Source organism: Francisella sciaenopsi (assembly GCF_045862875.1).
In the GTDB taxonomy this organism is placed as follows: domain Bacteria; phylum Pseudomonadota; class Gammaproteobacteria; order Francisellales; family Francisellaceae; genus Francisella; species Francisella sciaenopsi.
Genome location: NZ_BTHG01000002.1, coordinates 310,820 through 327,736 on the forward strand (window position 1 = coordinate 310,820; position 16,917 = coordinate 327,736).

Sequence of the window (16,917 nt, forward strand, 5' to 3'; positions counted from 1 at the left end):
ATAGATATGCAAGTTTTCTCAAATAAGTTAAATGTTTTAAGAACTCAAACTAGATTAAGTTTACTAAAGCTACTGAAAAAAAGTTTTACAACAGACCCACATACTCGAGAGTTCTTTACGACCAATGATAAAGCTAACCTTTTAGAGACCAAGTGCTATGATGCTTTTATGCTTTATAATCTCGATCACGCATATACACAAGGTTTTATAGCATGTGATGATAATCTCAAAAGTGTAGGGCTTTTTGCTTATATTGGTAAGACAAAGCTTTCGTGGAAATTTCACATTGTAGCAAATCTTAAGATGTTAAAGGAGTTTGGTATTCGAGGAATTATCAGAATCCTCAAGATACAAGCGAGGGTTGAGAAGTCGCGCCATGATAAGGAGTTTCTGCACCTTATATATCTTTGTACAGATGAGTATTGTAGAGGTCAAGGCTTAGCTAAACAAGTTATAGAGTATGGTTATCAACAAGCTAAGATAAAAAAAGTTCCATTATTGCTAGAGACGAGTAAGTCAGAAAATATTTCATATTATAAAAAACTTGGATTTAAGGTTTATCAGGAGTGTGTTATAAGTGAAACAAAGCTTAAAATCTATTTCTTAAGAAAGGACATTGAATAATTTTTTAAAACATTATAGATTGTATACTTTATAAGTAAGTTATTTGTTAAATTTTATGGTAAATACTTTTGACATAGCTCAGTGATTACCTGATAGAATGATATGTGATAGCGGTTAGCTTTAGTTAAATGTTACTATTTGGTTTTAAGGAAAGTTGATATTATGAAAAAATCTGTAAAAACTCAAAAGTTTAATTATCCTATTGATGAAGTAACATCTTTATTGTTAGATGTTGATAATTATAAGAACTTCATTCCAATGCGTTATTCTGAAGCAGAATTATTAAAGAAAACGCCTACCTTTCAAAAGGCATTGATAAAGCTTAAGATACCGTTATTGAAAGTGGAATTAATTACAGATTATAAAATTATAGATGATAATAATATAGAAGTATCAATGCAAGGTGGGCCATTTAAGGTTATGCAAGGACATTGGGAATTTAAGAAAATAGATGATAAGTCATCTCAGGTTAAACTTACTTCTAAATATAGTTTTAAAAATATTATTCTCGAAAAAACTATTTCTCCAATAATTGGTACTGGATTATCAAGTCAAGTAATAAAATATTTTTTTAAAGGTTTGAATCAAAAGTAGACGTTTTGTCAGATACTTATAGTTTAAATGTGAATTTAATTGTGAGTCATAATTGTTCTATATTAATATACTAATTTAATTTATCGATTGATAAAAATACATCAACAATTCTTATTTGTATTTTTTATACCTTACCTTGTTATAATCTTTAATTAATTTAAAAAAAGGAATAATAATGAAATTAAGAAGTAAAGTATTGTCAAGTATAGGTTTTGCGGGGTTGTTATTGCCGATGTGGTCACAAGCGGCTATTACGTGGACTACAGCTCCAGCATGTAGTGCACAATCAAAATCGGTTACATGTGAATGGGCTGCAGCTAATGATGCAGGCGATCCAGTGGATAATTATGATGTTGCTGTACTGCAAGATGGTATAGCGATGCCCAATAGGATATTTAATGGTGCAATGGAATCAGACACCATCGTTTACAGTATCAGATACTATACTAGAAGCAAGATGGAATGCTGAAATAGTAGATGGTGCAGGAGAAACCCTATACTATGATATTTATCTAGTTAAGCCAGGTACTTTTGAGGCAGTATACTCTAGTTTAGATCAAACAAGCTCTGGTATGACTTTGGATCTGACAGCTATTCCGGGGTTTGAGTCTGGCACATATATTGTTCAGGTGGTAGCTCATGGAATTGGAGCTACTAGCGTTACAATTGAAAGATCAATTGAGCAGTCAGCTCCTCAGGATATTGTTATGCCGTCTACTGTAAGTCACACTTTTATTTATAATGATGCATACCCGCTACCTGAAGGTCAGACAATGACGAACGTTGCTGATGCACTTAATGTAAATAAAGCAAGTGCAAATGGCACCTTTGGAGTTGATCAAAATAACAATTTAACAATTATTTGCGATGACAGTTGGATATGGCCAGTGGACTTCGACCCAGCGTGGGGAGAAGTTCATATATATAATCCTGGCTTCGAAAGTATTGACATGGCCCAGATCAATTGGAACGGCACTATCTGGGTCACAAACGCATTCAACAGTTATTATACGAATGTAAATGCTAGCGATTCTTTTTCATTCGAATTTGATATAGGATGCTTTCCAGCATAGTGTCACTAATTAGCATATTTCAAAATATGGAATATGTACCGCCTAAATCCAATTAGAGACCTAGTGAACTTCTTAATCACCTCCAATTCAAACAAATTGATATAATCATAAAGCCTTTTACCTTTGGCATTCTCTTTATTTAAATATGCTTTAGCCTTTGCTAGTTGTTGAATGCACTCATAAAGTCTGGAAATTTTTACAAAGAAATTTCGCTTTGTTTGTTTTTTGATGTCCTTAGCACCATTATAATCGAATTCTACACCTAAAAAAGCAAAAGGTTTTGAGTTTAATTTATTGTTACTATCAAACTTTTGTTTAGTATCGAAACTTATAGTTTCTATAGTCAGTTTATCTGGATGTTCTTTTAGCTTTAATTTACTTAGCATCTGTTTAGATTTTTTTACAGCCTTGCGTAGTTTGTGCTTAGTTTTGGCCAAAATTATCCAGTCATCAGCATATCTTAGGTATTTGATATCTATCATCTCACTCATAGCCTGATCTAATTCATCAAGATATATGCAGCCAAGTACGGGAGATAAAGGTGATGATTTTGATATCCCTTGCTTCATCGTGTTATATTCACCACAAAACCACTGTGGAGTATCTAAGTGCTTTATTATCAATCTAGACATTATATTGGATGTATATTTAGGTAGTTTACTGATCAATATTTCGTGATTTATAGATTCATAAAATTTTTTAACATCTGTTCTATAGATGTATTTATGAGTTTTTATCAAACGATTAATAGTTTTAACTGCTCTTGATACGCCACCATTACCTTTATTAGAAAGTATATATTTATTAAATGTATAATTATTTTTGATATTTTCAGCAATATACTTAAGCACTAGAGAATCTTTAGCATCATATAAAGTTGTTATGTCACCGGTAGTTTTGATAATAGCTTTACCAGGAGAAAAACTATACTCAGTTGTATTAATTTGATATTGTAACTGTACTAGTAGAAAATTGTTTGTCTTAGCGAGTTTTGACCTAAAATCCCAGTAACTATCGTTATGGGACCAATGTTTGCGAGTTTGTTTCAACCAGTCTAAATATATTGCAATCATAATAATGAATTATACTCATTCTTAAATTTATTCAATACAAAATTAATAATATTGACTCACATATTTATAAAGAAATAAATTTGATAAAGTATTATTTATATATAATTTTAGCTATATATGTGCTATTCCATTGATAGAAATATTAGTCTCAGTAGACTATAAATATAATATTAAACTTATCTATTTATAAATCTAACATTAACAGCCTGACTAGGTTTGAGTGTCACACGACCTATAGGCATTACATCCTTTGTGAGATTTTCAAGCCTATATTTATTGATGATAGTGCTTAGAATTAGTAATGATTCTTGAAGAGCAAATGCTGATCCAATACAGACTCTATCGCCTTTTCCAAATGGCATATACACAGGACATACATTTGAAGACTTTTTATTATAAAATCTATATGGATTAAACTCCATAGGATTATCCCATTTATCTGTATGGCGATGTTGTATCCATAATGGGATTAATATTTCATCATGTGGTTTTACGAGATTTTTATTATACATTACGACATCTTCAGAACTTTGTCTTAGTAATCCTATTACTGGTGGATAGAGGCGTAATGTTTCTTCAAATACAGCAGTCATTAAAGGCATGTTTCTTAGCGAAGAATATGTTATTTTGCCATTTTCAAGTGAAGCTTGTACTTCATGATATAGGTCTTTTTGGAGTTCTTCACTTTGTGATATTAAATACAGAGCCCAAGTGAGAGCCGTGGCAGATGTTTCATGTCCTGCTAAAAAAAGCATGCAAATTTGTTCATTTAAATCTTTTTGAGAAAACTTTTTGCCAGTTTTTTCATCAGTTTTTAAGATTAAATTACCTAGAATATCATTGTTTTGATTAGTATCATCTGTGTGATATCTTTTAGCTATTTCAGGATAGAATTGATTGTGTATCTTTTTTACATATTTTTTTTGTTTATATTTTAAATACGGATATAGAATGTACTTGTATGGGCTATTTAGTAGGTATGAAGTTTCTTGGTATAGGTTGAAATCATTAAATAGTCTTATAGCATTATCATATGAATAATCGATAGAGAAAATGGTACGAAAAATAATATTGGCTGTAACATATGTCATCATTGAGTCTATCGCAATAATATTAGAGTCCTTAGATTTATTATCGATTAGATCTATAAGAGCTTTGGTTGCTTCAGCCATTAGTGAAAAAGTCTTTTTAGGTTGTAAGGCTGCAAAAGATTTATTCATAATATTTCTTTGGAAACGCCAGATGTCGCCATTTGTAGTGAAAATACTATTGCCTAACAGAGGGCTCAAAAGTCTATGTAGATTTTTACTTTTAGGATATCTCTTGTAATCAGATAAAACATCTAAGACATATTCATTAACACATAAAGATATCTCTTTTTTACCAGTCTTTTTTTTTGGATACCCCATTTTCATTTTATAATGCCTTTCTTTATAGAATTCTATAAAAGATTTAGCCTTAAGAAGTTTTCTCAGCGGTACTTTTTCATCAGTATAGTACGGAGGAAATGGTGCATAAATATTGTAATTTTTTTCTTTAATTTTATTCATCATTTATATATCGTAGTTAGTTATAGGTTTCGTGGAAGTCAAAATTTTATAAAAATTTAGAGTGTTATTTGATATGTCACCACTCATAATATATTGAAAATGTATTATCAGAGGGTTTTGTTTTAGTTTTGTATATGTTTCTTGGTCGTACATATTAAAGAATTTACTATTCTGACTTGTAATACCTAGATTTGCAAAAGCCTTTTCTGTATTTAGCATAGATGATACAGGGTCCGCAGGGGAGTATATATCTAGCCATATGGTTTTAGCTTGTTGAAGTTTAGGTATTAGGCTATCTCTATAATTTTGGAGATGCTTTAGGTTAATGTATCCAGGTATGCAGTGACCTAAAGTTATAATTTTGATTTTTTTAAAATATTCAACGGGAAGTATATTTAGAATAAATATTAGTGGATATCCTCCAGCTGAGTGAGAGATTATTATGTATTCATCATGATTATTTGAATCTATAATCCGCATTATTTTGCTAGCTTGGTATTGAGCATTTTTTATAAAATTGCTTTGGTATTTATTTGAAAAGTATCCTAGAGATATAAATCCCTGTACCCATATTCTAATCTTGTCAGGTATGATTTTTTGGATAATCTTTTTATATAAAAATATTACAAAAGATGCTGTAACTAACATAATCATGGCATATATGTATAGTTGCTTTATTAGTAGTATTAAAATACTTAATGATAAGCAACCGTATACAATTAGATCCGTAAATACTAGAGAGCTAAATATAAATTGATATTTGTATGGAGTGATATTTTTCAACACTTTATTATTAGAAATAATATATAAAAACGACACAAAAGCAGCATACCAAGTTTTTAATCTAGATTTTTGGTATATTTTTTGAATTATATCTATCCAGCTCAAAAGGAATAGATCACAGTTAGCATTGTTTGATTTGATCTTATATTCTGAGTTATTTCTTTGTGAAAAAACAGCTTCAAGATGATTGTTTTTAGAGAACTTACTTAACTCATTTTTGAAAACTCTTTTATAGAATTTATCTCCTCTTGGGTCAAATCCTGATATATAAAAAACCGCTCTTTTCATTAAGCTATGAAACACCAAAAATAATAAAGATTATAGCATTGTTATTAAGCTATTTCACTTCTATAAGAGCTTGAATACCTTTTTAGACTATATTCTAATAGATTTTCAATAGATATATCTTGTTGTATGTTATGAGAGCTATTTGTTGGATTGGTGATAATAATGTAGTTGGTTTGATATAGCTCTGACTGAGAAAAGCTCCAGTTTTGAATACTTGGTTTATGATCGCCATACCATATCAGCATACTATCTTTATTAATTTGTTGCTCTAGCGATTTTAACATTTGTGTGGCTTTGTAGTTGAGATCAAGGTATACATTAACTTCATCATCGCTATTATTAGCGTTATAAACCCGAGGGTCGTTGCGTGGTAGAGTATATGGACCGTGTCCCGCTATTGTGATCACAAACATGAAAATTTTTCGGTCTGAATGTTGATCTAAGTACTGCTTGATATAATCAGTTAGTTGAGCATCGGGAGTGAAGATATCAATTTTATTGAAATAAAACTCATCAATAAACTCATCAAAACCAAGATGTTTGAAGACTTTTTCACGGTTAAAAAATTTTTTGTTAAAAGGATGTATTACTACACAGTAGTATCCAAGTTTTTTTAGTTGTTTGATGTAGGTTTGGGTTATATTTTTATATGCTTTTCTATAAGGGTTAAAGCTTGCATGTCCTAGCTGGCTATTTGTAATACCTGTCAAAAATGCAAACTCAGAACGCATTGTGTATGCGCCATAGCAAGGAACTTCAAGCTTTCCTGTACTATATGCATGGTTATCATTGGAGAATTTAAAGTCAAAGATTTGATCTGCTAAAATATATGATTCTGACTGTACAGTAATGATAGTTTTAGGTAGATTTTCTATATGGAGACTAGGGGACTTAAGCTTTGTAATTTTAGCCCTATTGCGATATATATATACTATCACGGTCATATGCATACCAAATTGTGATATGCACTCAACAAAAGCGAGTTCTCTACTTATAGAAACAAGTCTGTGTATTATGATATTTATTGTTATGAAAAATATAACATTTGTAAACCAAATGTAAATATCGAAGCTATTTAACCATATGTAATTGAGATAGAATATTAGTCCAGTCGCACATAATATACCAATCGTTAGTGTCCAGAAACGTACTGCTCCGACAAAAGGGATATAAAATTTAGGAAAACGAAATACTTGGCTATATAAAAAAAGATCTTCATATTGAAAGCGTTCTTTTAAAATTTTATATTTGGCTGAATCTATACCTGAAATTACACCTAGTAATACTATGCTAATAATTAGACAAAGGATAGAGCTATATATGAATATACCGATCAAAGAATATATCCAGCAAAATGCTAGAGCATTATAAAAACCTAACTTTATAGATTTATTTAAAATGGTTGCTAGGATAGTAATAGATATTATAATTATAGTACTTGACATACTATTTCTTACCATATCCTGATATTATCATAAACCAGTCAGCAAGCTTATAAGGAAGGATGCTCTGTATTCTAATAGCTAATTGTAAGATCCATGGAAAGCGAATGTATGCTTTGTGTTTATTGATACGCTTATAGATATAGTCAGCTGCTTTTTGCGTGGGTACAAGAAATGGTTTTGGACGCATGAACTGTCTACTCATATCAGAATCTACGAATCCCATCGTTATTACAGATATTTTTACATTACTTTTGTGGCAATATTGACGCACAGATTCTGCATAGACGCGAAGTCCAGCTTTACTAGCACAATATACTGGTGAATAAGCCATACCATAGTATGAAGCAAGCGAAGAGAAGTAAACTATTTGTCCATAATTTCTCTCAAGCATTTTAGGGAGTAAAATGTTTGTTGTAGCAATTGCACCATTAAGGTTTATTTTAAGTAGCTCATTAGCATGATCTGTATTTTCAAAACTATCATTAATTACTGATGTGATTCCGGCAGCATAAATACATAGGTTTATATTTTGTTTTGTTATGATATTACTTAGGGTTGCTTTTAATTGCTCAATATCTCCACAATCACAAATATTCAAGTTGACAGATTGTGCTCCTAACTTTCTACATATTGAGCTAGTTTCTTCAAGGTTTTGTTGATTGCGCGCAATCAGAGTTAGAGATGCTTTGCTTTTAGCATAATTGATTGCTAGATGTTTACCTAAGCCTCTGGAGGCACCAATTATCAAAACATTCATTGCTTCTAATTTCCTAAAATTTTGTGTGTTACAAATGGTACTGCAATACTAATACCATGTTTACTATAAAAACTACCATTAAACTGGTTATGGTCAAGTAAATAACGCTTAAAATTTATAACGATTCCTTTATCTGGCTTTTGTGGATTTAGCCAAAAACTATCTAGATGTTGAGTGTCGACCAGTCCATTAAAATTATATATTGCTCTACCAAGTGCTTTTGTAGGTTTTCCATGAGCTAAGGATTGCAAGCCTACTGTACTATTTATAACAACAACTCCAAGAGAGTTGTCGATCAGAGTAGGCAAATGACCACCATCTAGCGTGATTACTCTAGATTTTATGCTAGGATGTTTTTTTATGCTCTTTTGAATATGTTTTAGAGGGTTGACAACCATTGTGTCAAAAGGATGAAGCTTAAATACTAATAATGTATCATCATTAGCATTTTTGGCAAAACTTATTAAAACCTCATCAATCATCTCTAAAGTGGATTGATACTTTGAATGTTCCAGAATTTGATAATCGTGACTGAGCTGGAGTGGTACCAAAAAGAATTTTTTATCTGTTATTTTTTCTAGTTTGTTTGGTAGACTTAATCGATCTGTAAAAAATTTTTTGCTGAATCTTATGATCCAGCCGATGTATTCGCGATATATTTTTACTTGACGGTGGTGGTTATAATTTCTAAAACTAAAAGGAGATAAACCATTTTTAAGATGATAGACTAAGTCCCACTTTAAGCGTACAGACACGGGATTTTGGGTGCGTATGAGTGGGTAGTTGCGAACAACTTGGTAGTTCTCGTAAAAACTTTTATCTGATGGAGTCTGATTACGAGCATTAGCATATTTGTTATGCTCTAGTGTAATTGTGTCAGGACGAATATAGCCTTCTTCAAATACCCAAAAATCAATATTAAGCTTCTTTGCAACCTCTATAGCCTTAGCGTGATAAGGACGGCAATCTCCAAGTAGTAGTATGTCTGTGATTTCAAAATGTTGCAGTTCCTTTATCATAAAAGCTTCAAAGTTTTCAAATTTACCTTTGTAGTCAATAGTAGAGAAATCCCACCATAAGCTATCACTTTCACAAAGTCTTAATTTATGTACACGATGATAACCTTCGCGACAAAATTCATGAGCTAAATCATTAAAAAAAGGAGAAATGGGCCCCTGAAGAAACAGAAAACTTCTCGAGTGTGGAGTTATGTTCATATCTACTATTTATATATGTCACGCTCATAACATGGTATTTTACCACTGTTTAGAATTATTATGTAGATCTTATTTAATCATTTAGCTATTATTAAGAGAGCCTAAATAAGTTTGAAAATGAAGTATTTTTAAGACATAATATTGTGCTAATTTAGTATTCTCTCTATTGAGAATTAAATGTTTAAATTAAGAGAGTTTTTATGAAAAAAAGGGTTCTAATTTTAATGGCGCTGATAGGGCTAGTCTTTGTTCAAGCAAATGCAGCTGACCCACTAGCAGCAGCTCAAAGTTCTATGGATGCAATTACAAATCAGTTTGCAACAGCACAAGGAGGAGTTCCAGCATCTTCTAAACAAACTAATGATGCGCAACTTAATAAAAATGCGGGCTTAGCCTCGGTTACAGCTATGAACCAAGGTAATGGTATAGAGGACAAGGCTGGTTCGCAGTTTTCGAATAAGGTGATTAATGAAGATGTTATACCACAGTTAAATAGTTTGCAGGTGTTTGGAGCTAATTTGTTTAGTAGTCAATGTCAAAACTTACCGCAGATGGCATTATATAATCCTAATTATCTACTAAGTATAGGGGATAAGGTTTCTATCACGTTATGGGGAGCATTTGAGTATGCTGCGGTAGCAGAGGTAGATAGTCAGGGTAATATATTTATTCCAAAGGTTGGACCTGTTCATGTGGCAGATATACCGAATAAGGATCTAAATAGGGTTATAGGAGATGCAATTAAGAGGACGTTTGAGAAAAACGTAACAGTATATGCTAACCTGATGAGTGCACAACCGGTACAGATATTTGTATCGGGATATATATCTAAGCCTGGTTTGTACGATGGTATGTCATCTGATTCGGTATTATATTTTTTGTGTAAGGCTGGAGGTATACAGCCTGATAAGGGAAGTTTTAGACATGTGGATTTGATTAGAAATGGCAAGGTTATTTCTCATATTGATTTATATAATTTTTTAGTTGATGGTATTATACCATTTTCACAACTGCAACAAGGTGACAGTATAGTAGTTAGACAAAAGGCTGCATCCGTTTCAGTTATAGGTCAAGTTAAGTCGCCAGCAATGTATGAGCCTAAGAATGGAGAGTTTGATTTGCCTGGTTTACTTAAGTTGGTTGGTGTGTTACCAGAAGCTACTTATGTACTTATAGAGGATAATAGAGGTCTGAACCCTACTAATAAATATATTCCCTTAAGTGCGGTAGGTGATCAGGTTGTTAAGGGTGGTGAGCAGATTACGTTAACATCAGATCAGAATATTAAGCAGATTACGATATCTGTGACAGGAGCTGTATTGGGGCCACATCAGTTTGTAGTGCCGATAGGAACCACATTAGAAGATGTAGTAGAGAAGCTTAAGTTTAGATCAAATGCAAATGTTGATGACTTGCAGTTATTTAGAAAGAGCGTAGCGGCAGCGCAGAAGGCAGCCATTGATGCTAGTTTGAACTATCTAGAGCAGCAAGCATATACTAAGAGTGCATTGACAAAAGATGGTTTGCTAATGCAGCAGCAGTATGCTGGCTTGGTATCAACATTTGTTGAGAAAGCGAAGCAGGTGCAACCTAAAGGTCAAGTTATAGTAGGATCCAAGACGAAGTGGGAACATATAGCGCTACAGAATAATGATGTGATAAATATTCCTAACCAGAATCAGGTGGTTACAATTAGTGGTCAGGTAATGGCGCCGATGGCTATTAATTACAATGAGAAGTTTAGTGTTAAAGACTATATTAATGCTGTTGGTGGTTATACAGATAGTGCTGAAACTGGTTATGTATTATTGCTTCATGAGAATGGTACGGCGGAGCGAGTAGATACGGGAATGTTTACATCATGGATGTCATATACTACAGCGGTTAAGGGTGGCGATCAGATAATAGTTCCGAATGAGGGAATGTCAGAGGCATTACCTATTCTGGCGACGATATCACAGATTGTGTTCCAGATTGCCTTTGCAGCGAGAGTATTTATAGCGCCTATGTAAGAAAGTGCTAAGAGTGCAGCGTTAAGAACTCTAGCATAAATTATCCTCCTTACGTAGGTGAGAATCTTATAATTCAGATCTAAATATAAAAAATAACTAAATTATAAACTATTAGGTCAAGTATTACCTTAAAGCAGAATGGCGAATTTTTATAAAAATAAGTTGACTAAGTTCAGTCTGAGCCTTATTTTGTTTGGTTTACAGAGGTTATCTTGATAAACTTAATGATCTTTGGGTATTAAATTAATTGTCTTTAGTGATGAAAATGTTGATGGTTCTAACTAGTCTTGTTACAATACTCAGATTAATCTGAACTACTTTATGTAGTGTAGTATTAGCAATTGCATATGGCTAGTTAGAGTTTCGGTTTTGTTGGCTATGATCAAATTTAATTAAGGAATTAATTTTTATGAAAAAGAGTATATTAGGTTTGCTTCTATGTTTATATGGCATTGTAAGTATAGCTTATGCTGATGATTCTGCTCAATGTGATAATATTCCAAGACTAGTCAAGCAGTTCAAAGGAGCATCTAGGGAGAATTGGCACGGATATTCTGTTGGTGATTTTGTTAGGTACAATAATAAAGTATATCAATTAAAAAATGATTGGTGGACTGTGGACTCTCCTGGGAGTAATGATCACTGGGTATACTGTCAAGATGTATTGCAACCTGTATTGAATTTACGTATACCATCAAAACCAGTATTTATAGCTTCTTCAAATAAACCACATATCATTATATATGATGAGAATCATAACCAAGTTGCAGATCTTAAGAATCTTGATTGGGGGACTAACAAAAAAGTTAATCTTCCTATAGGTCAGTTTACCATTGTTGTTGAGGGCATTGGTTCAAGCCAGGGATATGCTAGTCAAGGTGTCATTAATTTAGATATGGCTGAAGTCAAAAAGGTATCGATAAAATATAAGAATTCTCATGCAGCTAGTTTAAATATATATCCAAAGGCAGCTATATCAGGAAATGTGGGAGTTAAAATTGTTGATTCTAAAGGGTCTGTATTGTATCAGGGTACGCTTATATTTAATAAGAAAAATACAATTTATGATATCCCTGTTGCTGAAGGTAAGGACACAGTCATAGCGAATATCTATATTGCAAATGGTAGAGTGTATAAAGCTCCAGATTCACAGGTGTCTTTATTTAAGGATAAAACTAGTAATATTAATCTTGATTTTGATAGTTGGCCTGTTGCTGCTGCGAGAGTTGATGTGGCTGTCACAAACTTACCTAAAGATAGAGAGGCGAAATTAAAATTCATGAATAATACTGGAGATGTTCAGATGGTTAGTATTAAGGGTAATGGAGTATATACTCAAATGTTTGACAAAGATGGTAGTACTTGGCATTTGATTGCTGATGGTATAGATGGCGCTAATATTTATCCTAAGAGCTTTAATGCTAGTCAGAGCTGTGTTAATGCAAGCGTCAAAAGTGAGTCTAATAATAGAGTTGTTAGTTGATATTGGGTTCTAAACTCTTGGATCTTAATCTTTAGCGCACCATTCAAAATTACTTTCATCTGCGAAAATTTTCTCAAGTAGTTTAGCATTCATCGCATGAGAGGTGCTAAAGGTTTCGAAATGTCCATTAATATGGCGTGTTCCACTTAGCATTAGATCGCCCACTAAATCCATAACTCTATGACGAACATGTTCATCTATATGACGCAAACCGTTTTTGACATATGACTTTTTCTTAGTCAGTAAGATCGTGTTATGAGTACTTGCACCTTGAGCAACTGGAGTTTTACTAAATTTTGTAAAGATTTTTGCTAGAATACCTTTGTATAGCGGCCCAAAAGTACGTGCATCGATGCAGTCTGTAACTAGTGTTTTAGGGGTGATTATTTTATTGTAGTTTTGATAGCCACACTTTGGTTTTATCTGAAGATTGATGCTAAAGTTTTCACTTGGGGAAGCCTGGATATATCTATTGCCTTGGCGGTACTCTATGGTTTTTTTGATTATAAGCTTCTTAACTGGGAAATTATTTTGCTGAATACTGGCTAGTTGTAATTGCTGATAAAAGCCATTGCAACTGCCATCTAGTATTGGTATCTCATCTGTCTGAGAGTATATGTAAGCATTATCGATGCCTATACAAAATAGTGCTGCTAATAAGTGTTCTATAGTGCGAATATAGTGCTGCTTATCGGCAGCTATACATGTGCATAGTGGTTTATCCATTACATGACTATAGTGAGTGGGTATGGTTTTACCATTTATACAAAACATAATGCCGGTATTAGCAGGAGCAGGAGAAATGATGATGGTATTGTGTCTATTCGTATGTAGACCTTTGCCAGATATGTATACAGGATTTGCTAACGTATATTGCATATTTTAGCTTTAGCGATTTTCAAGTATAATTGTGATAATCATACGCCCTAAGCCATATAATGCACTTAATATCACAAATATGGTGATTAGATTATATATAATGCGTGGATATTTGGCAGAGTCTGGTAAAGTTGGCTTGACAACATTTACAAGATAGCTCTGTTGATTTTGGCTATCTAATTTAGCCGCTTCAAATGATTGTAGTGCTGATTGGTATTCTGTCATTGCAAATTCAGCATTTAGTTTTAACCATGTATAATTAGATACCATATCATCAAGCTGCGATTGCTTTTGACTTTCTTTATCTTCTGCTAAGAAGTCAGCTTTTTCTTTATCAATTTGTTTTTTTAGAGCGATGATTTGTTGTTCTGTAGCTTTCACTTCACTAGAGTTTGGTGATAAATATGATTTTAGACTCGTTAGCTGTGTCTCTGCAGCTGTTAACTGTCCTTGTAAAGTACCTATTACAGTAGCTTTAGTTGATACAGACCCTTCTGGATCGACTATTCCACGGCTATTTTGGAATTCAACTAGAGCATCTTGTGCTTTCATGGCTTTGACTTTGATTATATCAAGTTGCTCTTTGTTAAACTTCATTCTATTCTCAGCTAAAGTGTGTGAGATATGGTCGATTATTTCTTGGCTATCTTTAGTGATGGTGTCTAACACTTTTTGTGCTTGTTCCGCGGTATAGCCTTGCACATTTATTGTTATAGCATTTGATTGTTGATTATAACTTAGAGATACCATTTTGTTATAATAATCTAGAAAATCAAGTTGATCTGCATTGCGTGATAAGCGTGAGAAAAAGTCTACTTTGGGACTTTGGTACATTGCTTTGATGTTTAGATCTGTTTGTAGGGTATCTAGCATTTGTGGAGATAGGATATAGTCTATCAGTAGGTAGCTATTTGCGGAAGTATCAGATCCGCCACCACCAAGTATGCTTGATAGTGATGTATCAACCATAGGCATAGTACTATTTTGCCTTAGAGATACTATTGCTTGACTCTCATACCTTGGAGTAGCTAAGAGAATGTAGTACAATGCAACAATTAATGTGGGTAGTATTACAAATGAAACAAAACTATTTCTTATGCTAAAACAGTAAGTTATATTGCTATAGTTCTTCACTTTCAAGGTTATGTTATTATATTTCTCGCTTAAATCTTTTCGTAGGCTTCTAGTTTTAAAGATCTTGCTGATTTTTTTATATAATGATCTAAATATTATGTTATATGAGTTCTTAAGCTTATTTTTCATGTTTTATTCTTGCTCGTTGTGTTATTACCAGTAGGATACTTATTTTTGGTAAGCTTCAATAGCTCCGTCAATGTCTTCAAATATAGTTATTTTACCATTTTCTAGTAGTACAGCAATATCAACATTTTTTTTTAATTCGGTCATACTATGTGTAACCATAATGATATTCGATTTCTTTTTTACCCTGTCAAATTCTAATTTAGCTTTGCTCTTAAATTTTGGATCTCCTACTCCCGTCACCTCATCGACTAAATAGTAATCAAATTCAAAAGCCATAGATAATCCAAAATTTACTCTACCTTTCATACCGGAACTATATGTTTTGATAGGCATATCGAAGAACTCTCCAATCTCTGCAAAATCATAGACAAATTCTTCAATCTGCTTCATCTCACGACGATTTTTGCGGTGAATACGACAAACAAATTTGATATTCTCACGTGCCGAGAGGCTACCTTGAAAACCTGCGGTTAGTCCTACAGGCCATGATATCGAGCTGGTAGTAATTATTTTCCCAGAGTTTGGGTATTCAAGACCACCAAGCATACGCAAAAATGTGGATTTACCAGCGCCATTACGACCAAGTATGCCTATACTCTTGCCTTCAGGAAAAGTATAATTAACATCTTTTAAAATATAGTGCCTATGACCACGAATATTATAAAATTTAGTAGCATTTACTAGTTGTATCATATTTGTAAGTTACCTTGATCTTGCATTCATTATAATATTTTTTCTTGCCACATAGTAGCACAAAATACCTAAAAAAAGAGTGCAAATTGTAAAAGTAATCAAATAGTTGTAGCTTAAATAGGTATTAAGATGCTCGACACTAAATGCAGAGCGGATAAATTCGATAATTTGAAGAATTGGGTTAAATGAAAGATAGTAAGCAATATTTGGAGGGAAGTCATTTAAACTAAAAAACACTCCAGAAGTAAAGAACAAAATGCGGTTAACTATCCCCATAAACTTAGGTAAATCTATATAGTAATATGAGATTACAGCGAGTATCAATGACCCCCCCAGTGTAAGTGCTAGTAATATAAATACTATGTAGATTATGCGAATAGGGTGGTAAATGGTTGTGCCACTATTTAGGTATATTATTAGTGCGGTTAATATTATTGTTGATATTGCAGATGTCACTGCTTGGAGTAGTATTCTGGCTAAAATAGTATCAATAATTTTGACCTGCCTGTATGCCAGTAATGACTGGTTAGCAGAGATGGCGCCAGATGCGCCTTGGAATGAATTTCTAAAAAAGAAAAAAGGAATTATTCCTGTTAGGAGAAAAAGTAGTATAGACATATTGCCTGTAGATCTTCCTAAAAACGTGTACATGGCGTAGAACATTATTATAAAAAGCATTGGTTCTATAACTATCCATGCATAGCCGAAGTAGCTATCACCAAACTTGGTGGTAATCTCTCTATTGAGTAATCCCCATATCACAGCTTTGTGTTCTATTAGAGATTTTTTGAATTCTGCCGACATATTGTTTTATATGGTGTGTTTTTAACTGTGCAAATTTCTAAAAATAGTAGCATTATGCGAAAAAAATAGCTAATTTAATTTGCATAATTATCTCAAATAGTAGATACTCTCTGCCAAATATCTCGTTTATGTCTATTTATTTCACAATGAAAAAGTTAATTGTATTTTTTGCGCTAGTTTGTATGGTTGGAGCAACATTTGCTAATAGTGTCATGCCTGGTTTAACGGAATTTGACCAAATCGCTGAGAAAGGGGCGGGTCTTCCTGAAACAAAAAACAATCCTCCACCATCTATGGCATCTGGCTTAGCCTCGGTTACAGCTATGAACCAAGGTAATGGTATAGAGGACAAGGCTGGTTCGCAGTTTTCGAATAAGGT

Annotated in this window: 16 protein-coding genes and 1 pseudogene; 7 read left to right on the forward strand and 10 right to left on the reverse strand. The window is 32.9% G+C overall.

Annotated features, from left to right (window positions below; all coding sequences use genetic code 11):
- Nucleotides 1-6: 6 nt before the first annotated feature.
- The 4 genes from ACKTR7_RS03990 to ACKTR7_RS04005 all read left to right on the forward strand — a co-directional run bounded on the left by ACKTR7_RS03990 (nt 7) and on the right by ACKTR7_RS04005 (nt 2,291).
- The gene (locus ACKTR7_RS03990; RefSeq protein WP_407877117.1) at nt 7-624 is read left to right on the forward strand and encodes a GNAT family N-acetyltransferase; all 618 of its coding nucleotides are present in this window, start codon (nt 7-9) and stop codon (nt 622-624) included.
- A gap of 162 nt (nt 625-786) precedes the next feature.
- Nucleotides 787-1,218: a type II toxin-antitoxin system RatA family toxin gene (locus ACKTR7_RS03995; protein WP_407877118.1), complete on the forward strand. Its 432-nt coding sequence runs from the start codon at nt 787-789 to the stop codon at nt 1,216-1,218.
- 175 nt (nt 1,219-1,393) lie between these two features.
- The gene (locus ACKTR7_RS04000) at nt 1,394-1,687 is read left to right on the forward strand and encodes a hypothetical protein (RefSeq protein ID WP_407877119.1); all 294 of its coding nucleotides are present in this window, start codon (nt 1,394-1,396) and stop codon (nt 1,685-1,687) included.
- A complete protein-coding gene (locus ACKTR7_RS04005) occupies nt 1,617-2,291 on the forward strand; it encodes a DUF3281 family protein (protein ID WP_407877120.1) in 675 nt (224 codons plus the stop codon). The genes ACKTR7_RS04000 and ACKTR7_RS04005 overlap by 71 nt, the downstream gene beginning before the upstream one ends.
- Nucleotides 2,292-2,296: 5 nt before the next feature.
- Here the strand turns inward: ACKTR7_RS04005 and ACKTR7_RS04010 are convergent, their stop codons facing one another.
- From ACKTR7_RS04010 to ACKTR7_RS04035, 6 genes are all read right to left on the reverse strand, one after another.
- Nucleotides 2,297-3,364: a reverse transcriptase/maturase family protein gene (locus ACKTR7_RS04010; RefSeq protein WP_407877121.1), complete on the reverse strand. Its 1,068-nt coding sequence runs from the start codon at nt 3,362-3,364 to the stop codon at nt 2,297-2,299.
- A 176-nt stretch (nt 3,365-3,540) separates the two neighbouring features.
- A complete protein-coding gene (locus ACKTR7_RS04015) occupies nt 3,541-4,917 on the reverse strand; it encodes a cytochrome P450 (RefSeq protein WP_407877122.1) in 1,377 nt (458 codons plus the stop codon).
- Entirely contained in the window at nt 4,918-5,985 is a 1,068-nt protein-coding gene (locus ACKTR7_RS04020; RefSeq protein ID WP_407877123.1) for a hypothetical protein, read from the reverse strand.
- A 44-nt stretch (nt 5,986-6,029) separates the two neighbouring features.
- Nucleotides 6,030-7,430: an LTA synthase family protein gene (locus ACKTR7_RS04025; RefSeq protein WP_407877124.1), complete on the reverse strand. Its 1,401-nt coding sequence runs from the start codon at nt 7,428-7,430 to the stop codon at nt 6,030-6,032.
- 1 nt (nt 7,431) lies between these two features.
- Nucleotides 7,432-8,187 carry an SDR family NAD(P)-dependent oxidoreductase gene (locus ACKTR7_RS04030; RefSeq protein WP_407877125.1) on the reverse strand — a complete coding sequence of 252 codons (756 nt, stop codon included), beginning with the start codon at nt 8,185-8,187 and terminating at the stop codon, nt 7,432-7,434.
- Between the two features lie 5 nt (nt 8,188-8,192).
- A complete protein-coding gene (locus ACKTR7_RS04035; protein ID WP_407877126.1) occupies nt 8,193-9,404 on the reverse strand; it encodes a capsular polysaccharide export protein, LipB/KpsS family in 1,212 nt (403 codons plus the stop codon).
- Nucleotides 9,405-9,604: 200 nt separating this feature from the next.
- On the opposite strand from ACKTR7_RS04035, the gene ACKTR7_RS04040 reads away from it, so the two are divergent.
- Together ACKTR7_RS04040 and ACKTR7_RS04045 are read left to right on the forward strand one after the other, a co-directional pair.
- The gene (locus ACKTR7_RS04040; protein WP_407877127.1) at nt 9,605-11,416 is read left to right on the forward strand and encodes a polysaccharide biosynthesis/export family protein; all 1,812 of its coding nucleotides are present in this window, start codon (nt 9,605-9,607) and stop codon (nt 11,414-11,416) included.
- Nucleotides 11,417-11,825: 409 nt separating this feature from the next.
- Nucleotides 11,826-12,899, forward strand: coding sequence for a hypothetical protein (locus ACKTR7_RS04045; RefSeq protein ID WP_407877128.1), 1,074 nt, complete (start codon nt 11,826-11,828; stop codon nt 12,897-12,899).
- 24 nt (nt 12,900-12,923) lie between these two features.
- On the opposite strand, the gene lpxC is transcribed toward ACKTR7_RS04045, so the two are convergent.
- Genes lpxC through ACKTR7_RS04065 form a run of 4 tightly spaced genes read right to left on the reverse strand, consistent with a single transcriptional unit; the run spans nt 12,924 to nt 16,538 of the window.
- The gene (gene lpxC / locus ACKTR7_RS04050) at nt 12,924-13,778 is read right to left on the reverse strand and encodes a UDP-3-O-acyl-N-acetylglucosamine deacetylase (RefSeq protein ID WP_407877129.1); all 855 of its coding nucleotides are present in this window, start codon (nt 13,776-13,778) and stop codon (nt 12,924-12,926) included.
- A 9-nt stretch (nt 13,779-13,787) separates the two neighbouring features.
- Nucleotides 13,788-15,041 carry a sugar ABC transporter gene (locus tag ACKTR7_RS04055; RefSeq protein WP_407877130.1) on the reverse strand — a complete coding sequence of 418 codons (1,254 nt, stop codon included), beginning with the start codon at nt 15,039-15,041 and terminating at the stop codon, nt 13,788-13,790.
- A 39-nt stretch (nt 15,042-15,080) separates the two neighbouring features.
- Entirely contained in the window at nt 15,081-15,734 is a 654-nt protein-coding gene (locus tag ACKTR7_RS04060; RefSeq protein WP_407877131.1) for an ABC transporter ATP-binding protein, read from the reverse strand.
- A 9-nt stretch (nt 15,735-15,743) separates the two neighbouring features.
- Nucleotides 15,744-16,538, reverse strand: a complete 795-nt coding sequence (locus tag ACKTR7_RS04065; protein ID WP_407877132.1) for an ABC transporter permease — start codon at nt 16,536-16,538, stop codon at nt 15,744-15,746.
- A 146-nt stretch (nt 16,539-16,684) separates the two neighbouring features.
- On the opposite strand from ACKTR7_RS04065, the pseudogene ACKTR7_RS04070 reads away from it, so the two are divergent.
- Nucleotides 16,685-16,917, forward strand: a pseudogene (locus tag ACKTR7_RS04070) (polysaccharide biosynthesis/export family protein); the annotation flags it as partial.